Annotated in this window: 16 protein-coding genes; 5 read left to right on the forward strand and 11 right to left on the reverse strand. The window is 71.4% G+C overall.

Annotated features, from left to right (window positions below; genetic code table 11):
• Positions 1-17: 17 nt before the first annotated feature.
• Genes AB0C02_RS26770 through AB0C02_RS26780 form a run of 3 tightly spaced genes read right to left on the reverse strand, consistent with a single transcriptional unit; the run spans position 18 to position 3,168 of the window.
• Positions 18-932 (reverse strand): sulfotransferase, encoded by a 915-nt coding sequence (locus AB0C02_RS26770; protein WP_357551705.1) that lies wholly within the window; start codon positions 930-932, stop codon positions 18-20.
• Positions 933-937: 5 nt separating this feature from the next.
• Complete coding sequence (locus AB0C02_RS26775; RefSeq protein ID WP_357551706.1) at positions 938-1,933, reverse strand: sulfotransferase; 996 nt, start codon at positions 1,931-1,933, stop codon at positions 938-940.
• Positions 1,930-3,168 (reverse strand): glycosyltransferase, encoded by a 1,239-nt coding sequence (locus tag AB0C02_RS26780; RefSeq protein WP_357551707.1) that lies wholly within the window; start codon positions 3,166-3,168, stop codon positions 1,930-1,932. Before AB0C02_RS26780 ends, AB0C02_RS26775 begins: the two co-directional genes overlap by 4 nt.
• A gap of 269 nt (positions 3,169-3,437) precedes the next feature.
• Here AB0C02_RS26780 and AB0C02_RS26785 point away from each other — a divergent pair, with 269 nt between their 5' ends.
• The 5 genes from AB0C02_RS26785 to AB0C02_RS26805 all read left to right on the forward strand — a co-directional run bounded on the left by AB0C02_RS26785 (position 3,438) and on the right by AB0C02_RS26805 (position 10,801).
• Positions 3,438-4,403 (forward strand): hypothetical protein, encoded by a 966-nt coding sequence (locus tag AB0C02_RS26785; protein WP_357551708.1) that lies wholly within the window; start codon positions 3,438-3,440, stop codon positions 4,401-4,403.
• Complete coding sequence (locus tag AB0C02_RS26790; RefSeq protein WP_357551709.1) at positions 4,396-5,187, forward strand: sulfotransferase; 792 nt, start codon at positions 4,396-4,398, stop codon at positions 5,185-5,187. The genes AB0C02_RS26785 and AB0C02_RS26790 overlap by 8 nt, the downstream gene beginning before the upstream one ends.
• Complete coding sequence (locus AB0C02_RS26795; RefSeq protein ID WP_357551710.1) at positions 5,184-6,626, forward strand: hypothetical protein; 1,443 nt, start codon at positions 5,184-5,186, stop codon at positions 6,624-6,626. Before AB0C02_RS26790 ends, AB0C02_RS26795 begins: the two co-directional genes overlap by 4 nt.
• 118 nt (positions 6,627-6,744) lie before the next feature.
• Positions 6,745-8,640 (forward strand): Xaa-Pro dipeptidyl-peptidase, encoded by a 1,896-nt coding sequence (locus tag AB0C02_RS26800; RefSeq protein WP_357551711.1) that lies wholly within the window; start codon positions 6,745-6,747, stop codon positions 8,638-8,640.
• Positions 8,641-8,911: 271 nt separating this feature from the next.
• Complete coding sequence (locus AB0C02_RS26805; RefSeq protein WP_357551712.1) at positions 8,912-10,801, forward strand: Xaa-Pro dipeptidyl-peptidase; 1,890 nt, start codon at positions 8,912-8,914, stop codon at positions 10,799-10,801.
• Between the two features lie 57 nt (positions 10,802-10,858).
• Here AB0C02_RS26805 and AB0C02_RS26810 read toward each other — a convergent pair whose 3' ends face one another.
• The 8 genes from AB0C02_RS26810 to AB0C02_RS26845 form a co-directional block, all read right to left on the reverse strand.
• On the reverse strand, positions 10,859-11,461 hold the full coding sequence (locus AB0C02_RS26810; protein WP_357551713.1) for a TlpA disulfide reductase family protein: 603 nt from the start codon (positions 11,459-11,461) through the stop codon (positions 10,859-10,861).
• Positions 11,462-11,514: 53 nt separating this feature from the next.
• Positions 11,515-11,964, reverse strand: coding sequence for a hypothetical protein (locus AB0C02_RS26815; RefSeq protein WP_357551714.1), 450 nt, complete (start codon positions 11,962-11,964; stop codon positions 11,515-11,517).
• 132 nt (positions 11,965-12,096) lie between these two features.
• Positions 12,097-14,142 (reverse strand): M6 family metalloprotease domain-containing protein, encoded by a 2,046-nt coding sequence (locus AB0C02_RS26820; protein WP_357551715.1) that lies wholly within the window; start codon positions 14,140-14,142, stop codon positions 12,097-12,099.
• Positions 14,143-14,358: 216 nt separating this feature from the next.
• Complete coding sequence (locus tag AB0C02_RS26825; RefSeq protein WP_357551716.1) at positions 14,359-15,207, reverse strand: sulfotransferase; 849 nt, start codon at positions 15,205-15,207, stop codon at positions 14,359-14,361.
• Positions 15,204-16,751 (reverse strand): flippase, encoded by a 1,548-nt coding sequence (locus tag AB0C02_RS26830; protein WP_357551717.1) that lies wholly within the window; start codon positions 16,749-16,751, stop codon positions 15,204-15,206. Before AB0C02_RS26830 ends, AB0C02_RS26825 begins: the two co-directional genes overlap by 4 nt.
• Positions 16,748-17,899, reverse strand: a complete 1,152-nt coding sequence (locus AB0C02_RS26835) for a Wzz/FepE/Etk N-terminal domain-containing protein (protein ID WP_357551718.1) — start codon at positions 17,897-17,899, stop codon at positions 16,748-16,750. Before AB0C02_RS26835 ends, AB0C02_RS26830 begins: the two co-directional genes overlap by 4 nt.
• Positions 17,900-17,944: 45 nt before the next feature.
• The gene (locus tag AB0C02_RS26840; RefSeq protein WP_357551719.1) at positions 17,945-19,432 is read right to left on the reverse strand and encodes an O-antigen ligase family protein; all 1,488 of its coding nucleotides are present in this window, start codon (positions 19,430-19,432) and stop codon (positions 17,945-17,947) included.
• 135 nt (positions 19,433-19,567) lie between these two features.
• Entirely contained in the window at positions 19,568-20,869 is a 1,302-nt protein-coding gene (locus AB0C02_RS26845) for a glycosyltransferase family 4 protein (RefSeq protein ID WP_357551720.1), read from the reverse strand.
• Between the last annotated feature and the right edge of the window lie 44 nt (positions 20,870-20,913).

The raw sequence follows: 20,913 nt of genomic DNA on the forward strand, positions 1-20,913 counted from the left end.
ACAACCCCCGGCCGAGGTCAGTCGACCGGGTAGCCCCACTCGACGAGCGGCTTCTCCAGCACCCGGTCCATGGCGGCGAGCTGCGCCGCCGTCAACTCGTCCCGGTAGGCCGCCTCCCGAGCGGCGGGGAACTCGTACCGGCTGAACCCCTTCTCGTACGCGGGCGACCAGTCCAGGCCGAGGAAGTCCAGCATCCGGCCGACCTGTTCGCGTGGCGCGGCGATCACGTCTTCGTAGCGCACGTCGAGCCAGCGGTCGGCCGGGTGCGCGGCGCGCGCGTCGGCGAACGCGGTCATCAGCATCTTCCAGCCGAGCGCGGCCAGCACCGGGAACGACCGGCCGGCCTCCTCCCACTCCTCTCGCAGGTCCGGTGGCAGCGGGCCGTACAACCACTGGTCCGGCCCGCGCCAGCCGTCCCACCAGCCCATCTGCAGCCAGGAGTTGGCCACCGCCCGGCCGTCCCGGATCACGTTGACCACCCGTAGGTCGGGGTAGGCGGCGTGCAGGAAGCCGGTTCGCGGCCATCCGGTCACGTGGTGCACCAGCAGCCGGCAGCCCTGCCGGCCGATTCGCGCGTCGAAGAAGCCGCGCAGCCGGCGGGCGATGTGGGGCGTCAGGTCGTCCGCGACGAGGTCCCGGCAGGGCTGGGAGAAGCCGGCGAACACGTACCGGTCGAGCAGTTGGTACGCCTCGGACGGCGCCACCCGCAGCCGGCCCCGTTCAAGGATCCGGCGGCTGTGTCGCAGCGAGGTCATGCCCGGCGGGCGGGGTGCCGAGCGCCGGTAGAGCGGGCCGTTGAATCGACCGGAGAGGTTGAGGCGGGGCAGCTTGTCGTCCAGCCCGGAGACGAAGCCGACCGCGGGATGCCGGGACAGTAGTTCCTGCACCAGGGTCGACCCGCATCGACCGGTGCCCACCACGAGGGACAGCACGGGGATCAGTCCTCCTGATGCTTGACGGATGGGACGGCGACCGGGGTCGGCGCCGGTGGCACGGGCGGGCGGCGCAGCGGGTAGCGGAAGCGGCGCAGCGCCGGCGCGGTCAGCGCGGTCACCACCGCGTACGCGGCGCGGGACAGTCCGCCGATCCACTCGGTGTCGCCGGTGATCGGCACGGCGCCCACCCGGTGCCGGGACGGGTTGCCGGCCACCGAGTGGGTCGGCGTGAGCCGGACCGCGCCGGTGGCGGTGAACGGCAGGTCGGTCGGGTTCAACCCGGCGAAGCGGGCGATCGCCCGGATCGTCTCCTGCGGGGCGGCGACGAAGTCCTCGTACCGGATCCGCAGGTAGCGGTCGGGGTGGCGGCGTTCCCACAGTCGTACGGTGGCGGTGTTCCACACCAGCCAGAGCAGCGCCGCCTTCCAGACCGGCGGTCGGTTCATGAGCCGGGCGTCGCCGTCGCCGTCCAGGCCCCGCCGACGCCGCCAGGAGAAGGCGGTGGCCCGGGGGTCCCGCACCACGTGCAGGACGCGCAGGTCGAGCCCGGGCAGCGTGCCGAGCAGGGCGCCGTACGGCGGCAGCTTCGACGAGTCCACGATCAGCGTGTCGGTCGGCCCCGAGCCGGCGTGTGTGGCGATCGCCGTGTAGAGGGCGGCGATGGTGTCGTCGTCGGGGTGCCCGGCGACCGGCGGCCGGCCGTGGCGGTCGCGGCGCAGCAGGCGGGGCAGCCCGCGCAGCCGCAGCCGCCGGCGCAGTCCGGCGGCGATGCGCGCCGGGTCGGCGGGCGGCAGCGCGGCCGTCACGGAGGTCCACAGCGGGCACTCGCGGAAGGGTCGCCCGCAGCCGCAGGGGCGGTTGTCCACGGCGCCGCGCTGCCACAGGTAGCGCAGCTCGCCGGCGGCGAAGACCCCGTCGAGCTGGCCGAGGATCGTGGTGACCAGGGTGCTGCCGCTGCGGCCGCTGCCAGCGAGGTAGAGCACCCGTACGCCGCTCATCGGGCCAACTTCGCGGCGGCGAGGGCGTACGCGTCGCGCAGCCGGGACAGGTGGGCCGCCGGGGTGAAGTCCCGTTCGATCTTGGCGCGGCCGGCGTGGCCCATCGCGTGCGCGCGGTCGAGGTCGGCGAGCATCCGGCGCAGCGCCGTGGCGAGCGCCGGTGGGTCGTCGGCGGGTACGACGTCGCCGTCGACTCCGGGGTCGATCAGTTCGGGCAGGCCGCCCAGGTCGGTGCCGACCACCGGCACGCCGCACCCGAACGCCTCCAGTACCGCCATCGGCTGGTTCTCGTGCCACCGGGAGGGCACGGCGACGACCGCGGACGCGCGGACGAGGTCGTGCAGGCGGGACTTGTCGAGCCGGCCGTGGAAGTGGATCCGCCCGGGTGCCCGCCGCTGGGCCAGTTCTTCCAGGGCCGGTCGGGCCGGGCCGTCCCCGGCGATGTGCACCGGCGTCCCGTCGGGCAGCGCGGCGACCGCCTCGATCAGCACGTCGACGCCCTTCTCGGCGGACAGCCGGCCAGCGTAGAGCACGCCACCGCCGGGGGTGTCCTTGACCGGCAGGGCGTCGACGTCGACGAAGTGGTTCACCACGTGCATGCGGTCGGGGTAGACGCCGGCCCGGCGCATCACGTCGGCCAGGAACCGGCTCGGGCTCACGAAGACCTGCACCGGTTCGTACGCCCGCAGGGTCCGGTGCAGCCACGACTCGACGGCGAGCAGTGTGCTCGCGGTCAGCGAGCCGTCCTTGCACCGCCGCCGCGCCGCCGTCAGCGGACCGGCGGTCACGCAGGCGTCGCAGGGCGCGCCGTGGTCGAGCAGCTGGTAGCTCGGGCAGGCGAGCTTGTAGTCGTGCAGGGTCAGCACGCAGGGCACGCCGGCGGCCCGCGCCGCGGCGAGCACCGACGGCGAGAGCTGGTGGTAGATGTTGTGCAGGTGCACGACGTCGGGTCGGAAGTCGTCGATGACCCGGGCCAGCCCCCGCCGGCTCTGCGGTGACCAGACCATGCGGGCGGCGGCGGCGGCGCGGGGGCGCAGGCCCCGGGGCGCGGGTTCCAGCTCCACGTGGGACGGGAAGTGCTGGGCGTACGCGAGCGGTGACTCGTTGTCGGGGTGGGTCATGCCGAAGTACTCGACCTCGTCGCCGGCTGCCCGCTGTAGTTGCGCAAGATCGAGCAGGTAGCCCTCGGCGCCGCCCCGGCGATAGAGGAACTTGTTCACATGCAGCACACGCATCGGTTCGGCCTGCTCACGTCGATCCGCCGGGTCGCCGATCCCGGATGGTGACACGGGGCGGTGGGGGTGCCGCCAGCGCCACACGCTATGCAGGACTCGTGCGGCGCGTCCAGTTCGTGATCTCCGATTGTGACTGAAAAGATGATCTCTGTCTGCCCGTACGGTCCGCAACCTGGCCTTTCGCCGTGGCCTGCGTATAGCCTGACTGCGGCCCGCCCTCGCCCAGCCCGGCCGATGCAGCGGCTGGTGACCTGACCCGTGGAGGACTTGTGGCCCATTCCGACGACGAACCCTCCGCGCTGGCCTACACCGCGAGGCGCATCGCCCGGCATGTGCGATGGGTCCGCACGGAAGGGCTGCGACGGCTGATCGAGGAGGACCGGCTCAACCCGGTCGAGCGGGCCGGTATCGCGGTCGCCAAGACTCGGTGGCGGCTGCGCCACGGTGTGCCGGCCGGGCAGGCGCGGCCGGTCTACCTGGTCGGTCTGCAGCGCTCCGGCACCAACATGCTGGTGCGGGGCCTGGACAACGCCCCGGAGTTCGAGGTCCGCAACGAGAACGACCGGCGCGTGTTCCACCGTTTCCAACTGCGCGCCGACACCGTGCTGGCCGCCACGATCCGGCGCAGCCGACACGCGTACGTCCTGGTCAAGCCGCTGTGTGAGAGCCACCGGGTGGACGAGCTGCTCGCCCTGCCCGGCGTCGCCCCCGGCCTGGCGGTGTGGGCGTGGCGCGACGTCGACGACCGGGCCCGTTCCGAGGTCGCGAAGTTCGGCGACGCCAACCTGCGGGCGCTGCGGGCGATCGCCGACGGCAGCATCGGCGGCCGCTGGCAGGGCCAGCGCCTCGACGCCGAGACCTACGAGCTGGTACACGGCTTCGACTACGACCGGATGGACCCGCACACCGGGGCCGCGCTGTTCTGGTACGTGCGCAACAGCCTCTACTTCCGGCTCGGCCTGGACCGCCGCGGTGACGTGCTGCTCAGCTCCTACGAGGCGCTCGTCGCCGACCCGCAGCGGCAGCTGGCCCGGCTGTGCGCGTTCCTCGATTTCCCGTACCACCCCCGGCTGGCCGCCCACATCGCGCCCCGCGCCCCGCGGCGGCGGCCCCTCGCGCTGGATCCGCGGGTGCGGGCGCTCTGCGACGAGTTGACCTCGCGGCTCGCCGCGGCGGCCGACGCCCCCATCGCCACCCAGCCCATCCCGAGCGCAGCGAGGCAGAACCGTGACTGATCCACTTCCGTCCCCGGCGCCGGGCGGCGCGCCCATCTTCCTGGTCGGCTGCCAGCGCTCCGGCACCACCATGCTGCGCCTGGTGCTCGACTCCCACTCGCGCATCAGCTGTGGGCCGGAGACCCGTTTCCTCCCTGATCTGCGCCGCGCCGTCGGGCGGGACTGGGAGCGGCTGGCCCGTTTCGGCTTCTCCCGGGAGGACTGGCTGCGGCGCATCGCCGACTTCTTCGGCGGCATCCACGCCGACTACGCGGCGACGCGCGGCAAGACCCGCTGGGCCGACAAGACCCCGTTGTACGCACTGTCGATCGACTTCGTGACCGAGGTCTTCCCCGACGCGCAGATCGTGCACGTCATCCGGGACGGCCGGGACGTGGTGGTCTCGCACCGCAAGCGCTTCGGCTACTGGTCGGCGGTCAAGTGCGTGGTGAAGTGGCCGCGCTACATCCGCATCGCCCGCGCGGCGGGACGGGCGCTGCCCGCCGACCGCTACTACGAGCTGCGGTACGAGGACACCGTCACCGAGCCGGAGAAGGCGATGCGGGGGCTGTTCGAGTTTCTCGGCGAGCCGTGGGAGGACGGCATCCTCGACTACGGCGACAAGCAGCACGACGTGGCCCAGAAGTACACCACCGAGGCACAGCGGCGGCGGGTGGCGGCGGGCACCGACAACTCGATCTACGGCTCGCGGGTGGGCACGTACCGTCGGGAGCTGGATCCGTTCCTGCGCCTGCTGTGCTGGATCTTCTCCGGGCGTACGCTGCGCGAACTGGGCTACCGATGAGGCGGGCGCTGCGCGCGTCGGCGCTGGCCGCGGCACTGCTGGTCACCGGCTGCGGTGGTGGCGGTGGCGATCGCGGGCCGGCACCGGTGCCCACCGTTTCCGCGCTGCCCACGCCGACCGACGACGACGGCGCGGCCAACCAGTTCGGCGCGCACTGGGACTGGTCCCGCTACGACCAGTTCAGCCCCTACCTGCGCCAGCTCGCCGGGTCGGCCACCTATCACGAGCTGAGCTGGTGCGACATCGAGCGGGCCCAGGGCCAGCCGGACTGGTCCGCGGTGGACCGCATCGCGCAGCGCACCCGGGATCTCGGCATCACGCTGAACCTGAAGATCCGCATCGGAACGTGCTGGGCGACCGGCGGCACCGCCCAGCACACCCGGGGTGAGGCCGGCAAGACCGAGTCGAGAATGCCCCAGAACCTCGACGCCTACCAGGCGTTCGTCCGTTCCGTCGTGACCCGCTACGCCCCGTATGGGGTGCGGCAGTACGCCGTCGAGAACGAGGTCAACGCGCCGCAGTACTGGGCCGGTAGCCCGGACGAGTACGCCCGGCTGGTGCGGGCCGCCGCCACGGCGGTGCACGCCGCCGACCCGCAGGCCCGGGTGGTCGACTCGGGGATCAGCAGCGTGGCGTACGGCTTCGGCATCGTCGACCGGCTGTTGCAGGCCGGGCGGGCCGACGAGGCGGTCGCCGCGTACCAGGCGTACTTCCAGCGCCGGGTCGGCACCCGGGGGCAGAAGATCCCGGCGGTGCAGGACGTGGCGCGGCTGCGGAAGGCGCTGGCCAACGAGACCAACGCGCGCAACGTGGCGTTTGTCGCCGTCACCGAGCAGTTGATCGGGGCTGGGGTGGTCCAGGTCCGGCAGGTGCACTTCTACGAGCACCTCGACGGGGTGCCCGTGCTGCTGGACTATCTGAAGGCGCTTACCCCGGCCGAGGTGCCGGTGGAGGCGTGGGAGGTCGGCCAGTTCTGGCGCGACGCCACCGACGACGACGCCGGCCGCGCCGCTGAGATGGTCAAGGTGGTCTGCCAGCTGGTGGCGGGCGGCGTACGGCAGGCGATGTGGCTGCCGCTGGCCTACAACCCGAACAACCGGGCGGGCAGCGAGGTGCGCTACGGCCTGCTCGACCCGGACGGGACCGAGCGGGAGGCCGGCCGGATGATGGCGGCGCTGGTGGCCGCCGGCCGAGGGGCGACCGTCACGCCGGTCACCGCGGGCGGGTTGGCCGGGGCGGCCTTCGCTCGTCCGGGCGAGACGGACCTGGTGCTCTGGTCGACCACCGGCGCGGAGGTGACCGTCTCCGGCGTGTCGGACCTGGGCAGCGGCACGGTCGGCGCACCCGCGTCGGCGGCCGGGCAGGTGCGGGTCGGCGCGACCCCGGTGCTGCTGCGCTCGGGCCGGCCGCTCGCCGACGTCCTCGCGGCGCTGCGCTGATCGCACGCCTTTTCGACCGGCGTCGAACGGCGGCGGGGCAACGTCCGACACGTGTACGTATCCCCGCCGCCCGACCGCGCCATAGCCTACGCACTCCGGGTCAAATTAAGGAGTGTGCATGCGTCGTAATGCCAGACTTTGGCGCGCGGCCCTCGCGCTGCTTCCGGTCGCGGCGGTCGCCGTGCTGGGATCGGCGCCGCAGGCGCTGGCCCAGCAGCAGGCGGCACCGTCGATCGTGGTCAGCGACGGGGTTACCCAGCCCGTCTTCGGCTACGCGAACGCCATCCGCGAGCATTTGTTCGTCGAATCCACGTTCGACAGCGACGGCGACGGTCTGCGGGACGTCATCTCGTTCGACGTGATCCGCCCGGCGGCCACCGCGAACGGGCTCAAGGTGCCGGTGATCATGGACGCCAGCCCCTACTACTCGACGCTGTGCCGGGGCAACGACTCACAGTGCAAGCACTACGACGGCGACGGCCTGCTCGACCTGTGGCCGCTGTTCTACGACAACTACTTCGTGCCGCGCGGCTACGCGATCGTCCTGCTCGACATGGTCGGCACCAACAACTCGACCGGTTGCCCGACCACCAACGGCGAACCGGACAACCTCAGCGCCAAGCAGGCGATCAACTGGCTCAACGGCCGGGCCACCGCCCGCAACGCCGCCGGCGAGGTGGTCAAGGCGGACTGGCACAACGGCAAGACCGGCATGATCGGTAAGTCGTACGACGGTTCGCTGGCCATGGCGACCGCGGTGACCGGCGTCAAGGGCCTGACCACGATCGTGCCGATCAGCGGCCCGAGCGAGTACTACGACTACACGCGCAGCAACGGTGTGGTCACCCGGGGCAGCCACTACGTGGCGTCGTTGGCGAACACGGTCACCAACCCGGAGCGGCGGGCATACTGCAAGCCCGTGCGGGACGCGATGTCGGCGCTCGACGGTGACGCGACGGGCGACTACAGCGCCTTCTGGAACGAGCGCAGCTATGTGAAGAAGGCCGACAAGGTCACCGCCAGCGTCTTCCTCTACCACGGTCTCAACGACGACAACGTCCGCCCGGACCACTTCAGCAAGTTCTGGTACGCGCTCGCGGAGAACAACGTGCCGCGCAAGCTGTGGCTGTCGCAGGAGGGGCACGTCGACCCGTTCGACTCCCGCCGGGCGGTCTGGGTCGCCACCCTGCACCGCTGGTTCGACTTCTGGCTGCAGGGCGTGCAGAACGGCATCATGGACGAGCCGCGGGTGGACATCGAGCGGTCCGCCGACGTGTGGGAGACGTACGCGGACTGGCCGATCCCGGGCAAGGCGGACACCGAGGTCTTCTTCCAGCCCGGCACGACCGGTGCCGGTGGCCTGGGTCTGGTGCCGACCGCGAAGCCGGCGACCGGGAAGTTCCAGGACAACCCGACGCAGACCCAGAACACCATGATCCTCAACCCGGACGCGGTCCAGGCGAACCGGCTGGCCTTCCTCTCCGAGCCGCTCACCGCGCCGCTGCACATCTCCGGCACGCCGACCGTGCAGCTGCGGGCCTCGGCCGACCAGACCGCCACCAACTTCGGTGCGATCCTGGTCGACTACGGCCGGGCGGAGCGGGTCGCCCACACCCAGACCGGTGAGGGCATCATCACCCTGACCACCAAGGACTGCTGGGGCGAGGGCACCGCGATCGACGACGGCTGCTTCCGGCAGACCGCGAAGCGGGTGGCGGTGGCCGACCAGGAGCTGGTCACCAAGGGCGTCATGGACGGCCTGAACCGGCAGTCGATCCGGGTCGAGGTGCCGCTGGTGCCGGGCGAGGCGTACAACTTCACCTTCCCGCTGCTGCCGGAGGACTACGTCTTCCAGCCCGGCCACCGGGTCGGCGTGATCATCGTGGCCAGCTACCCGCAGTACTCCAGCCAGGCCAAGCAGACCCGCGCCAAGATCGACGTGGCTCTGAAGAGCAGCAAGATCACCCTGCCGATCGTCGGCGGCACCACCGCCGCGCGCGCCGCCGGGCTCTGATCCGATCGGTACCGCAACGGGTGCCCCCGGCGAACGCCGGGGGCACCCTCTGTTTGCCCGCCGGACGGTTGAACACATCGGGTACGCCCGCCAGATCCTGATCGGCTGGTCAGTCGCCACCGGATAGTCGAACCGGTATGGCGGCGCGCTGATCGCGCGACGTTTTCAACCGGCGTCGAACGGCGGCGGGGCAACGTCCGACACGTGTACGTATCCCCGCCGCGGGGCTGGCCCATACCCTACGCACGCTTGGACAACTTAAGGAGTGTGCATGCGTCGTAATGTCCGACTTTGGCGCGCGGCCTTCGCGGTGCTTCCGGTCGCGGCGGTCGCCGTGCTGGGAGCGGCACCGCAGGCCCTGGCCCAGCAGCAGGCGGCACCGTCGATCGTAGTCAGCGACGGGGTTACCCAGCCCGTCTTCGGCTACGCCGACGCCATCCGCGAGCGGGTCTTCGTCGAGTCCACGTTCGACAGTGACAACGACGGCCTGCGGGACGTCATCGCGTTCGACATCATCCGGCCGAAGGCCACCGAGAACGGGCTGAAGGTGCCGGTCGTCATGGACGCCAGCCCCTACTACTCGACGTCCTGCCGCGGCAACGACTCGCAGTGCAAGCACGACGACGGTACCGGCCGGCTTGACCTGTGGCCGCTGTTCTACGACAACTACTTCGTGCCGCGCGGCTACGCGATCGTCCTGCTCGACATGGCGGGCACCAACAACTCGACCGGCTGCCCGACGACCGGTGGGGAAACCGACAACCTGAGCGCCAAGATGGCGATCAACTGGCTCAACGGCCGGACGGCCGGGCGCAACGCGGCAGGTCAGACCGTGAAGGCGACCTGGCACAACGGCAAGACCGGCATGATCGGCAAGTCGTACGACGGCGCGCTGGCCGAGGCGACGGCGGTGACCGGCGTCAGTGGCCTGACCACCATCGTGCCGATCGGCGGCGTCTCCGAGTGGTATGACTACACCCGCAGCAACGGCCTGGTCACCCGGGCCAACCACTACCCGGCGTCGCTGTCCAACACGGTGACCAACTCGAGCCGCCGGGCGTACTGCAAGCCGACGCGCGACGCGCTGTCCGCGCAGGACGGCGACGCGACGGGCGACTACACGTCGTTCTGGAACGAGCGCAGCTACGTCAAGAAGGCCGACAAGATCAAGGCCAGCGTCTTCATGGTCCACGGCCTGAACGACGACAACGTCAAGCCGGACCACATGAGCAAGTTCTGGTACGCGCTCGCGGAGAACAACGTGCCGCGCAAGCTGTGGCTGTCGCAGGAGGGGCACGTCGACCCGTTCGACTTCCGCCGCGCCGAGTGGGTTCGCACGCTGCACCGTTGGTTCGACTTCTGGCTGCAGGACGTGCAGAACGGCATCATGGACGAGAACCGGGTCGACATCGAGCGGTCCGCCGACGTGTGGGAGACCCACGCCGACTGGCCCGTGCCCGGCACCGTCGGCACCGACATCTTCCTCAAGACCGGCCCGAACGCCGGCTCGCTCGGCCTCGTGCCGGTGGAGAAGCCGGCCACCGGCAAGTTCCAGGACAACCCCAGCCAGAGCCAGACCACCATGGTCAACAACCCGACCACGGTGACCGCAAACCGGCTGGCCTTCCTGTCCGCGCCGCTCACCGCGCCGCTGCACATCTCCGGCACGCCGACCGTGCGGCTGCGGGCCTCGGCCGACCAGACCGCCACCAACTTCGGCGTCATCCTGGTCGACTACGGCCGGGCGGAGCGGGTCGCCCACACCCAGACCGGTGAGGGCATCACCACCCTGACCACCAAGGACTGCTGGGGCGAGGGCACCGCGGTCGACGACGGCTGCTTCCGGCAGACCGTGAAGCGGGTGGCGACCACCGACCAGGAGCTGGTCACCAAGGGCGTCATGGACGCGCTGAACCGCCAGTCGATCCGGGTCGAGGTGCCGCTGGTGCCGGGTGAGACCTACAACTTCGACTTCCCGCTGCTGCCCGAGGACTACGTCTTCGAGGCCGGTCACCAGATCGGGGTCATCGTTGTGGGCAGCTACTCCGGCTACGGCCAGGTCAAGCAGACCCGCGCCAACATCGAGGTGGCGCTGAAGAGCAGCAAGATCACCCTGCCGATCGTGGGCGGCACCACCGCCGCGCGCGCCGCCGGGCTCTGATCCGATCGCACAACGATGGGCGCCCCCGGCATTGCCGGGGGCGCCCATTCCCGTTCGTCAGGGGGCGAGGATCTGGGTGCGCAGCGCTTCGTCCAGCGCCGCCGCGTCCACCCCGCCCGGCCAGCCGCGCAGCAGCCGACCGCCCTTGCTGATCAGGGCGATGCCGGGGGGCTCGCGCATCGCATACGACTGCCAGATCGCCATTTCCGGGTCGGTCGCGACCGGATAGTCGACCCGGTGTACGCGCAGGAAGTCGGCGAGGGCCTCCGGCTTGTCCTCGCTGGCGACGCCGACGAAGACCACCCGGTCCCGGTAGGTGCGGGCCAGGTCGCTCAGCGCGTCCTGCCGGTCCGCGCAGGCGGTGCACCACGAGGTGAAGAAGACCAGCACGACCGGCCGGTCCGCCCACAGCCGCGCGGCCTCCAGCGAACTGCCGTCGGTGAGCGTGGCGGTGAACTTCGGCGCGGTCGGCGCCGAGGCCGGCGGCTCGCGCAGTGCCAGCCCGTCCGGCACCGGGCCGGGCAGCGCCGCGGCTCCGCCGGGAACGGCGGTGGCGGCGGCTCCGCCGGGGACCGCCGTGGCGGGTTCGCCGGGGTCGGGGCTCGAGCAGCCGCCTACCGCCAGCGCGGCGACCAGCACGACCGGCAGCCATCTGTTCACGTAACCACCACCAGGATTCGCTTCATCGGTACGACGACGACCGTAGCGGTGCCTCACGGGACCACCGCCACGAGCGACGGGCCCTCGGCGTTGTCCCGGTCGACCGTCAGCTCGATCGGCCGCTGGTCGCCGACGGCCAGCCGGTAGTCCGTACGCTCCGGAACGGTGACCGGAATGGCGAACGCGCAGTACGTCGGGACCCGCTTGACCTCAAGGTCCTCCTCGAAGGCCGGCATGGAGGTGCCGGACGGCAGCTCACCGCGGACGAGAGTGCGCCCCTCAGCATCGGTCAACCGGTACTCGGCCGACCGGTGCAGGTAGACGTACGGGCCGGTGCCGGCACAGTCGACGCCGGCCTCTCGGATGTTGATGTCACGTACCAGCACCCGGACGGTCATCGGCGAGGTTGCCTCGACGGCTGCGCCCCGGTCACAGCCGACGCCGGCCAACAGCACCGACGTCAGAATAAGCAGCTTGCGGCCCATGACAGGCAATCGCCACATCTGTTCTCCCGAATTGCTTGCCCGGGATCGGATCCGGTTCCCGGATACACAGAAAGACCTGGGGTCCCCGTCGGAATCGGCGTTTCCGACGGAGACCCCAGGTGGTCAACTCACCCCGTCACCGGGGTTGGATCACTTGCTGACCTGGCAGGTGGCGGTGGCGGTCTTGGTCGGGTCGCTCTCGGACGTGGCGGTCAGGTGCACGTAGCCCGTGGCCGCCGCAGTCTTCGTCGCGCCCACGGAGACCTTCACCGTGGTGGACTTGTCGAACTTCGCCGTCGCCAGCTCGTTCGGCAGCCAGACGCGCCACCCCTCGCCGGCCACGTCCGCCGAGAGGCGGTACACGTCCGACTTGAGGTAGGCGTTGACGTTCTCCGGGTGAGACTGGCCGCCGGCCGAGAAGGCACCGGTGTTGGTCAGCTCGAAGGAGCAGTTGACGCCCTTGTTCGTGGGCTTGGTGGCCGGGGTGCTGACGTAGCCCTCGCCGAGGGTCACGCCGTGCTTGCTCGGCCCGCCGTTGCCGTCCAGCGACTTCACCGCGACCGTGTACGACAGGATCCCGTTGCTGTCGCGCTTGAGGTCGATGATGTAGAAGTGCAGCCGGTTGGCCTCGTCGATGTACTCGTACTGGCTGCCCGTGCTGGCGCCCGCGTGGAACAGGGCGTCGGACAGCTGCCGGTAGTCACCCATGGTGATCTTCTGCGGGGTGCCGTCCGGCTTGTAGAAGTCGATCATGTCGATATCCTGCGGGTTGGCGTCGATCACCCACTGGAACGGTGCGCTGTCCGCGTTCTTGGTCTTGCTGAGCAGCACCCCGGAGTCCGGGGTGAACGAGTCCGCGCCCATCCGGTCGACGACCTCGACGGTGTAGTTGTTGTAGCTGCCACCGTCGCACAGCGGGTTGGTGTTGATGCTGCAGGACGGCGACCGGTCCTGGTTCATGGCGATGTTGATGCCGGTCAGGCCCGAGCCGGCGTCGACGGCACGGGCGGTCACCTGGGCGACCACCATGCCCGAGGAGCCCAGCGCCTCGCGGGAGAGCCGCAGCAGGTGCTCCTCGCCGAGCAGACCGATCTTGACCTTGTCACGCACGGTGTGCAGCGAGCCCATCGAGCCGCCGTTGACCGGCGGGATCTGCCACCGGCTGTGCGGACCGCCCGGCCCGTTGAACGAGCCACGCGACATCATGCTCCAGATGCCGGTGTACGCGCGGCGCAGCGGCGTGCCGTACGGGTTGTTGTAGTTGTCGCCGATGTTGAGCAGGTGGGTCAGCTCGTGGGCGTAGACGCCCATACCGGAGCTCTCCGCCTGGGTCGACGAGTTACCGCTGGCGTTCGGCCAGATCGTGGCCGCCGACTTCCAGGAGGTCCACTCGACGTAGCGGGTCTTCGCCCAGTTCGGCATGGTCGGGTCCGGCGGACCCCAGGCCGCGGGCACGTCCTCCTTGTTCTGGAAGAGCATCTGCCCGAACTCCTGCCAGGTCGAGGACTCGTCCTGACCGGAGGAGAGGATGAAGATCAGCTCGTACTGGTTGGCGACCTCGTTGCCGACGGCCGCGCGCCAGGCGGCCAGACCGTCGGTGCGGATGTTCTTGTTGCAGGTGTCGCCGGACGGGCACATGCCCGGGTTCATGTCGTTGGTGATGCCGTACTGGTAGGACTTGGCCGGCAGCGTGTACGGCCCGAACCCGGTCAGGTCAACGCCGTACCGCCCGTTGGAGTCCTGCATCCAGTACTCGTGCAGGGTGTGCCCCTTGTTGAGGCTGTTCGGGGTGTTGAGGAAGTCCTGGTAGAACTTCGGCACCTGGTCCCGCGCGATGTTCGCCGCGGTCGACTGCGGGTTGCCGAAAATGGTCGACTTGGCCCGCTGGGTGACGACGAACGGCTGGTCGGTGTAGTCGAGCGTGACCAGCGCGATCTTGAAGTTGCGGATCGACCCCTTGACCTTCGGGTCGGCCCAGTTCTTGTTCGGGACGGGCTTGTAGTCGTCCCAGGTCATCGCGTCTGGGTTCTGCCAGTACTGCGGGTCGACAACCTCGAACGGGCCGGTGCCGCCGGCCGCATTGCCCGGCGCGGCGGAGGCCGGCACGGTCGCGACGGACGCGGCCAACGCGGTCGCGACCGCGGCGATCAGCACCGAGCGCCGCGCACGCGAGCCTCTCCTTGTGACCAGATGCATCAAGTCACCCTTCGCTCATGGTTAGGAAGCGCGCGGACATCTGGTCGAACTCAAGATCTCCGTTGAGCGCCTGCTCGCGAATCTATGAGCCGAGGCATCCGAAAGTCACCGTGCATCTGTCGGCAGGTGTCCTGGCCACTTCCGACACGTGACGGAGCAGGGCGGACGGACGCGCCGATCCGCCCACCGGAACCGGCCCGTCGACCGCCCCGACCGTCAGGCCGACGCGGGCCAGGTCTGCGACCAGCCGAGCAGCGCGGCGAGCCGGGCGTTGTGCGGGGCGAACTCGGCGGTCAGCTCGGCGCGTAGCGCGTCGGTGAGCTCCGAGGGGCCGCGATCGACGCGCCGGGTGTGCTGGGCGAACGCGGGCGGCGTGAACGGCTCCAGGTCGAGGAAGCGCAGGGTCTGCGCGTAGACGCCGGCCGGGTCGGCGTACAGGTCCTCGCTGCGCAGCACGAGCAGCCGCTCGCGCGGCACCTGCGCGTACCACCGCTCCAGCTGCTCGGCGTAGCGCCCCCGAGCCGCGTAGGAGTGGTTACGCAGGGCCGCGTGCGCCGCCCTGGTGTCCGGGCCGTCCCGCAGCGCCGTCGCGAGCCGCTCCGGCTCGGCCCGCAGGGCGTCGGCGAACGACAGCGGCTCCGCGCCGTACGAGCGGGTGTGCAGGTAGTGGGAGTAGGCCCGCTCGACCGGGTCGCGCAGCAGCGCGACGAACCGCGCCCCCGGCAGGGTTTCCGCCACCCGCCGCGGCACGCTCGGATGGAAGAGGTAGTACGGGCTCGCCTCGAAACTGTGCTGCCCGGGTGCCGCCGCCGGGAAGTGCGCCCGGTACCAGCGCCGGCCGCGACCATGGTGGAGGCTGAAGAACTGCAGCTCCTTGCCGGTCGCGGCGCGCACCTGCGGATGGGCGGCCAGGTAGTGGTAGAGCGAGGTGGTGCCGCACCGCTGCCCGCCGATGATCAGGAAGTCCGGCAGCGCGCCGGGCGCGAGCACCCGCCCCCACGCCCGGGCGCTGCGCACGGTGCGGCGCAGCCGGTCGACCGCTCCGCGTCGGCCGCCGGGGCTCACGGCGTCACCGCCGCCGCCTTGGCCCGGCCCGGCCGGCGCACCAGGGTACGCAGCACCATCACGTCCTCCCGACTCAGCCCGAGGGCAAGCACCCCGCCGAGATACGCCGCGGCGATGACGGCCAGGCCGACGACGGTCTGCGTCAGCGAGCCCGGCACCAGCCAACGCACCCCCATCCCGGCGAGCAGGGCGATCGCCCCGGCGCCGAGCCCCTTGAGCATGCCGGCGCTGACCGGCAGGGCCCGGACCAGCGCCCGGACCTGCAGCACCCGGGCCACGTTGACCGCGGCCAGCGACACCGCCCACGCGACGGCCGCCCCGACGATGCCGTACGCCGGGATCAGCCAGAGGTTGAGCAGCACGTTGAGCAGCAGCGCGGCCAGGTTGTCGTACATGTTGACGGCCACCCGGCCGGACATGTTCAGCACCGTGCCGCAGGGCCCGGTGGCCGTGTTCACCAACTGGCCGAGGGCGAGGATCATCGTGACCGCCGCGCCGGCGGCGAAACCGCCGCCGAACAGCCGCAGCAGGTCGCCGGGGAAGACCAGCAGCGCCACGAACGCGGGCAGGGACAGCCGCACCACCCAGCCGGTCGCGGCGCGGTAGATGCGCCGCACCTCGTCCATCCGCTCCTGGTGGTAGAGGTAGGCGAGGTGCGGGCCGAACGAGGCGTTGATCGGCGCCAGCACGAAGATGGCGATGGTGACCAGCCGGGTGGCCACGTTGTAGACGCCGACCTCCTGTATGCCGACGTTGAAGAAGCCCAGCAGCAGCGTGTCGACCCAGATGAGCCCGGTCGACGACAGCGACGACACCCAGCTGACGGTGGAGAAGCTGAACAGCTGCCGGGGCCGGTACGCCGGCCGGGCCGGCTCGACCGTGCGCAGCAACCGGCGCAGCGCGCCGAGCGCCAACACGGCGGCCGACCAGGCGGCGCCGACGAGCGCCCAGTACGCCCCGGTCAGGCCCGCCCCGGTGACCAGGGCCAGCGCGGTGAGGGCGAGCCGGGTCGCCGGCTCGTACACCTGCCCGATGAGGGTGAACGGCCGCTGGGTGCGCCAGCCCCGGGTGGCCGCGAGCGCCGCCTCGCAGATGGTCGACGCGGGCAGGGTCAGCGCCACCAGCCGCAGGCCGGTGGTGAGCTGCGGATCGTTCAGGGCGGCGGCGAGCCACGGCGCGGCGACGGCCAGCCCGGCCGCGATCACCGCGGCCGAGCCGGCGGAGATCAGCAAGCCGAGCCGGATCGTGCCTCGGACGCTGGCGGAGTCGTCGTCGGCCAGGTGCACCGCCACGAAACGGGTCAACCCGGCCCGGAAGCCGGAGAGTGAGAGCAGCCCGAACAGCGCCAGCACGGCGTAGCACTGGGCGTACCGGCCGACCTGCGTCATGCCCAGGGCCCGGGCCAGCAGCAGCATGATCACGAAGACCGCCGCCTGGCTGAGGATCGCCCCGATGAGGTTCAGCCCGCCGCCCCGGGCGATGCCGCGCAGGTGCTGGTCGCCGGAGTCGGTGGACGCCTCGGCCGGCGCGCTCGCCGCCGTCACCTCACGACCCTGCCCGGTCGTTCGGACTCCCCACCGACCATGGCCACGTTCACCTGGCGGTACGAGCGGTCGGCCGGCCCGCCCACGCCACGGTTCATCCCGCCGCGCCGGCTGTCGGTCTCCTCGCGCGGGACGGCGGGCAGCACCAGCGTGGTTGCGTCGGCCCCGGTGCCGGGCGTGCCGGGGGCGCCCGAGCCGGCCGGCTTCCGTCTCGCGGCGCGCACCCGGGACAGCAGTTCGAGGAACGCGACAAGCACCACCGCGATCAGCACACCGGCCCCGGCGACCGGCAGCGCGGTGCGCAGCAGGACCGTCGAGCGCGACACCCGGTCGACCTCACCGACGCTGGTGACCTGTTCCGGGTCGGCCGCCTGGATCTGCGCGCGCGCCGACTGCAGGCCCTGGCGCGCCTGCGCGAGGGTGCTCGTCGCGGCGTCCCGCTGGGCGATCAGCACCTGGTAGTCGGGGAGCTTCGGGCCGATCTCGTCGAGCCGCTTCTGCGCGGCGGCGATGGCGTCGGTGACGGCGGCCACCGCCCGGCCGTTGCCGACCGCCTGCATGTTCAGCTGCTGCTGCCGCAGGCTGGCCAGCTCGCTGAGGGTGGCCTGGTAGAGCTTGTCCGGCTGGGACACCTTGTGGGTCTTCTCCCAGTCACCGATGGCCTTGGTCGCCGCGGTCACGTCGGCGCTGGCCGCCTCCACCTCCTGGGTGGCGATGTCGACCTGCGAGGAGAACAGGAAGGTCAGCGCCCGCCGGGAGGCCGCCGACAGCACCGGGGTCACGGTGTCCCGCTGCGTCGCGGTGTAGCGGATCTCGAGCTGGCTGCTCGCGCCGACCTGGACGACCTTCAGCCCGTCGCGCAGGTCGCCCGCGGCGACCCCGGTGTCCGTGGCGACCTGGTCGATCACCTTCGGCGAGGTCACCGCCGCGCTGAACGCCGCGACGAACTGGTTCGCCGCCTGCTGCCCGGTGAACTGCTGGGCGGCGGCGCCGCCGACCAGCGCCGGGGCCGCCACGTACGCGGTGCCCGCGTACTGCTGCGGCGCGGACAGCACGATGGCTGTCGCGATGCCGGTCGCCGCGACCGGCACGCCCACCAGCACCCACAGCCGCCGCCGCGCGAGCCGCAGGTAGTCGAGGATTTCCACCCTAGTGTTCCCCAATCCCGTATGTGAGTGACCAGATGCCAGCGCTCACGGCGCGGGCTGCGCACCGGGCGAGGCCACCGCGCCACGAGTGCCGGCGCCCGAACGGTAGGCGACCGTGCTGGCCGCCGCCGCGAACGCGAACAGATACCACAGTGTGACCACATTGGAGATGACGTTGGAGGCCGCGCTGACCGCGACGAACGCTACCGCGCAGCCGAGGAAGCCGACCGCGATGCCCCGTTCGAAGCTGCCCGGCGGCGCGCGGCGCAGGGCCAGCCGACCGGTGTGCAGGCTCATCAGCATCATCGCGAGGTAGGCGAGCAGGCCGACGAGCCCGGTCTCCACGTACGCCCGCAGGAAGTCGTTGTGCGGCTTCTTCGCCTCGTCGGTCTCCCGCTGCGTCATGTTCGGGCCGATGCCGGTGACCGGGTTGTGGTTGGCCAACGTGACGATCTGGGTCCAGTAGTCCATTCGCCAGGCGAGGGTGTTGCCGGTCGGGCCGCCGCCGACCGTGCCGGCGTCGGCGAGCTGACTGAACCGGTCGGCGACGGCGGGCAGCAGCAGGCCCCCGCCCACCGCCGCCACACAGAGCATGACGAGCATCCGCTTGCTGCGATGCAGGATCGCGACCACGAACAGGCCGAGGGCGGCGCCGATGATCGCGCCCCGGGTGTTGGTCAGCAGCAGGAAGACCAGCGAGAAGGCGAGCAGCACGGCCATGGCGCCGCGCAGCCACCGGTCGAGGTACCGGTAGACGGCGAAGCCGAAGATCACCATGAACATCAGGTAGCGCCCGAAGGTGGTGGACTGGCTGAACGGGCCGCTGATCCGGGTGAAGCTGCCCTTGACCTCCGAGGGCGGGTCGCCGAGCAGCGACATGACCAGGGTGTAGCCGAGCGCCAGCGCCAGCGAGGCGTAGCAGGCGAGCAGGAACCGCCGCACCGCCCGGGTGTTGGGCATGAGCTGTTCCAGCACCACGAACATCAGCACCACGGTGATGATCCGCAGCGCCTCCAGCAGGCTGGGCGTCGGGGTGTTCGCGCCCAACGCGCTGACCAGGCTGGTAGCGGCGACGAGCAGCAGCGACCAGCCCAGCGGCGAGCCGCGCAGTCGCCCGTCGCGGCGCAGTTGCGCGGCGAGCCAGAGGCCGGCGGCGAGCAGGAAGAGCACGGCCAGCAGGGTCGACAGGTCCGCCGCGCGGCTCGCCTGGTCGACGTCGGGCCGGCCGGCGGTCGGGCCGCTGAGCTTGAACAGGTCGACGCAGGAGCGCACGGCGAGCATGAGCATCACGTACGCGGCGAACCGGGTCATGGCGAGCACGGCCACCGCGACACCACCGAGCACGGCGAGCGGCATCACCATGGCGGCCTTGCCGCCGGAGCTCATCGAGACGCCGATGACCACGGCCATTCCCGCGCAGGCCGACGCGGCGAGCGCGGTGAGGACCCGGCCGGGTCGGGCGACGCCCGGACCCGGCCGCCGCGCGGCGTCACCGGACCGCGTCGGACGCGGGTCTGGGTTGTCGAGAGTCACTGATTCCACTGAACGTCGATTCGCCTGCCTGCCGGCCGCGATCACGCGCGGCGCCGCCCGCCGTGCGGCGGAAGATCGAATCAATCTAACCCGGTCGGCGGGCGGGCAGAATGGGCCGATACGCGGACCCCGGCATCAGCCGGCTTTCGCGGCCCGTTCGACTCTGCTGCGGCCGGCGGGCCCGACCAGGTCGAGATAGAGCCGCTCCAGCTCGCGAGCGGCGGCGTCCCAGGTGTACTCGCCCTGGACGCGGTCACGCAGAGTCCGGGCGCCGGCACGCTCGGCGGGCAGGTCGGTGAGCATCTCGCCCAGCACTCGCACCAGGTCCTCTTCCGCCCCGTCCCGGAACATTCGCCGCCCAGGGCCGTCGGTACCGAGCACCTCCACGTGCGGGGAGATGTCGCTGGCCACCACGGGCAGCCCGTACGAGGCCGCCTCCAGCAGGGTCAGCGGCAGCCCTTCCAACCGGGACGGTTGCACGAACCCGGCCGCGTGCGAGTACAGCTCGGCGAGCAGGTCGCCGTACGCGAATCCGGTGAACACGATGCGTGAGTCGTCCTGCGCCGCCGTGCGCAGCTGCGCCACGAACTCGTCGGTGAACGACGACCCGCCGACGATCGCCAGTTTCATCTCGGTCGGCACCTGTCGGAACGCCCGGATCAGCAGGTCCGCGGCCTTCTCGGGCACCAGCCGGCCGACCAGCAGCAGGTAGTTGCCGGGCGTCAGCCCGAACCGCGCGGCGAGGTGTCGCGCCGGCACGCGCTTCGGAGCGGTCACCCCGTTCGGGATGTATCGGGCGGAGCTGCCGAATTCAGTGTCGTAGTGTGCGGCCAGGCCCCGCGACACGGCCACCCGCTCGTCCGGCACCCGGCCGCTGAGCCAGTGCGCCGTGCCCAGCACCGCGCGGGCTGCCGGCCCCCACTTGGCCCGCTGGTTGTCCAGGCCGTGCACGGTCAGCACCACCTTCGCCCGCGACAGGTAGCGCGGCAGCGGCGCGACCAGCCCCGGACCCAGCCCGTGGTAGTGCACGACATCCGGTCGCTGCCGGAGCGCCGCGAGGGTCGAGGTGGTCGAGTGCACGATGGCGTCCAGATGCTTGCTCGGCACCGTACGCACCTGCCGCAGCCGCACCCCCCGGTACTCGCCCAGCGACGCCGAGTCGTAGCTCTGCCGGCAGTAGACGGTGACCTCGTGGCCGAGCGCGACCAGTCGGCTGGACAGCTCCTCGACGTGCCGTTCGATTCCGCCGTACGTGGCCGGCATGCCCTTCTGGCCGACCATCGCGATGCGCAGTGGACGCCAGCCGGCGGCCCGGCCGCCACGCTGCCGGGGCACGACGGTGGTGCGCTTCGCGGGATGACGGTCGGGGGCATCGTCCGGATCCACCTGATCCGGGCGGTTGGCTGTCGCGGTGGTGCGCGCGGCGCGGGTAACCACTGTGCCTCCTCGAACGCGTCGTTGCGTGACGCCACCGAAACTCG

It is taken from the genome of Micromonospora sp. NPDC048999 (assembly GCF_040649295.1).
Taxonomy (GTDB): domain Bacteria; phylum Actinomycetota; class Actinomycetes; order Mycobacteriales; family Micromonosporaceae; genus Micromonospora.

Bases quoted from the DNA above. Each gene is read 5' to 3' on its own strand.
- AB0C02_RS26775 (WP_357551706.1), bottom strand. From the start codon at position 1,933: ATGAGCGGCGTACGGGTGCTCTACCTCGCTGGCAGCGGCCGCAGCGGC.
- AB0C02_RS26780 (WP_357551707.1), bottom strand. From the start codon at position 3,168: ATGCGTGTGCTGCATGTGAACAAGTTCCTCTATCGCCGGGGCGGCGCC.
- AB0C02_RS26795 (WP_357551710.1), top strand. From the start codon at position 5,184: ATGAGGCGGGCGCTGCGCGCGTCGGCGCTGGCCGCGGCACTGCTGGTC.
- AB0C02_RS26800 (WP_357551711.1), top strand. From the start codon at position 6,745: ATGCGTCGTAATGCCAGACTTTGGCGCGCGGCCCTCGCGCTGCTTCCG.
- AB0C02_RS26805 (WP_357551712.1), top strand. From the start codon at position 8,912: ATGCGTCGTAATGTCCGACTTTGGCGCGCGGCCTTCGCGGTGCTTCCG.
- AB0C02_RS26815 (WP_357551714.1), bottom strand. From the start codon at position 11,964: ATGTGGCGATTGCCTGTCATGGGCCGCAAGCTGCTTATTCTGACGTCG.
- AB0C02_RS26820 (WP_357551715.1), bottom strand. From the start codon at position 14,142: ATGCATCTGGTCACAAGGAGAGGCTCGCGTGCGCGGCGCTCGGTGCTG.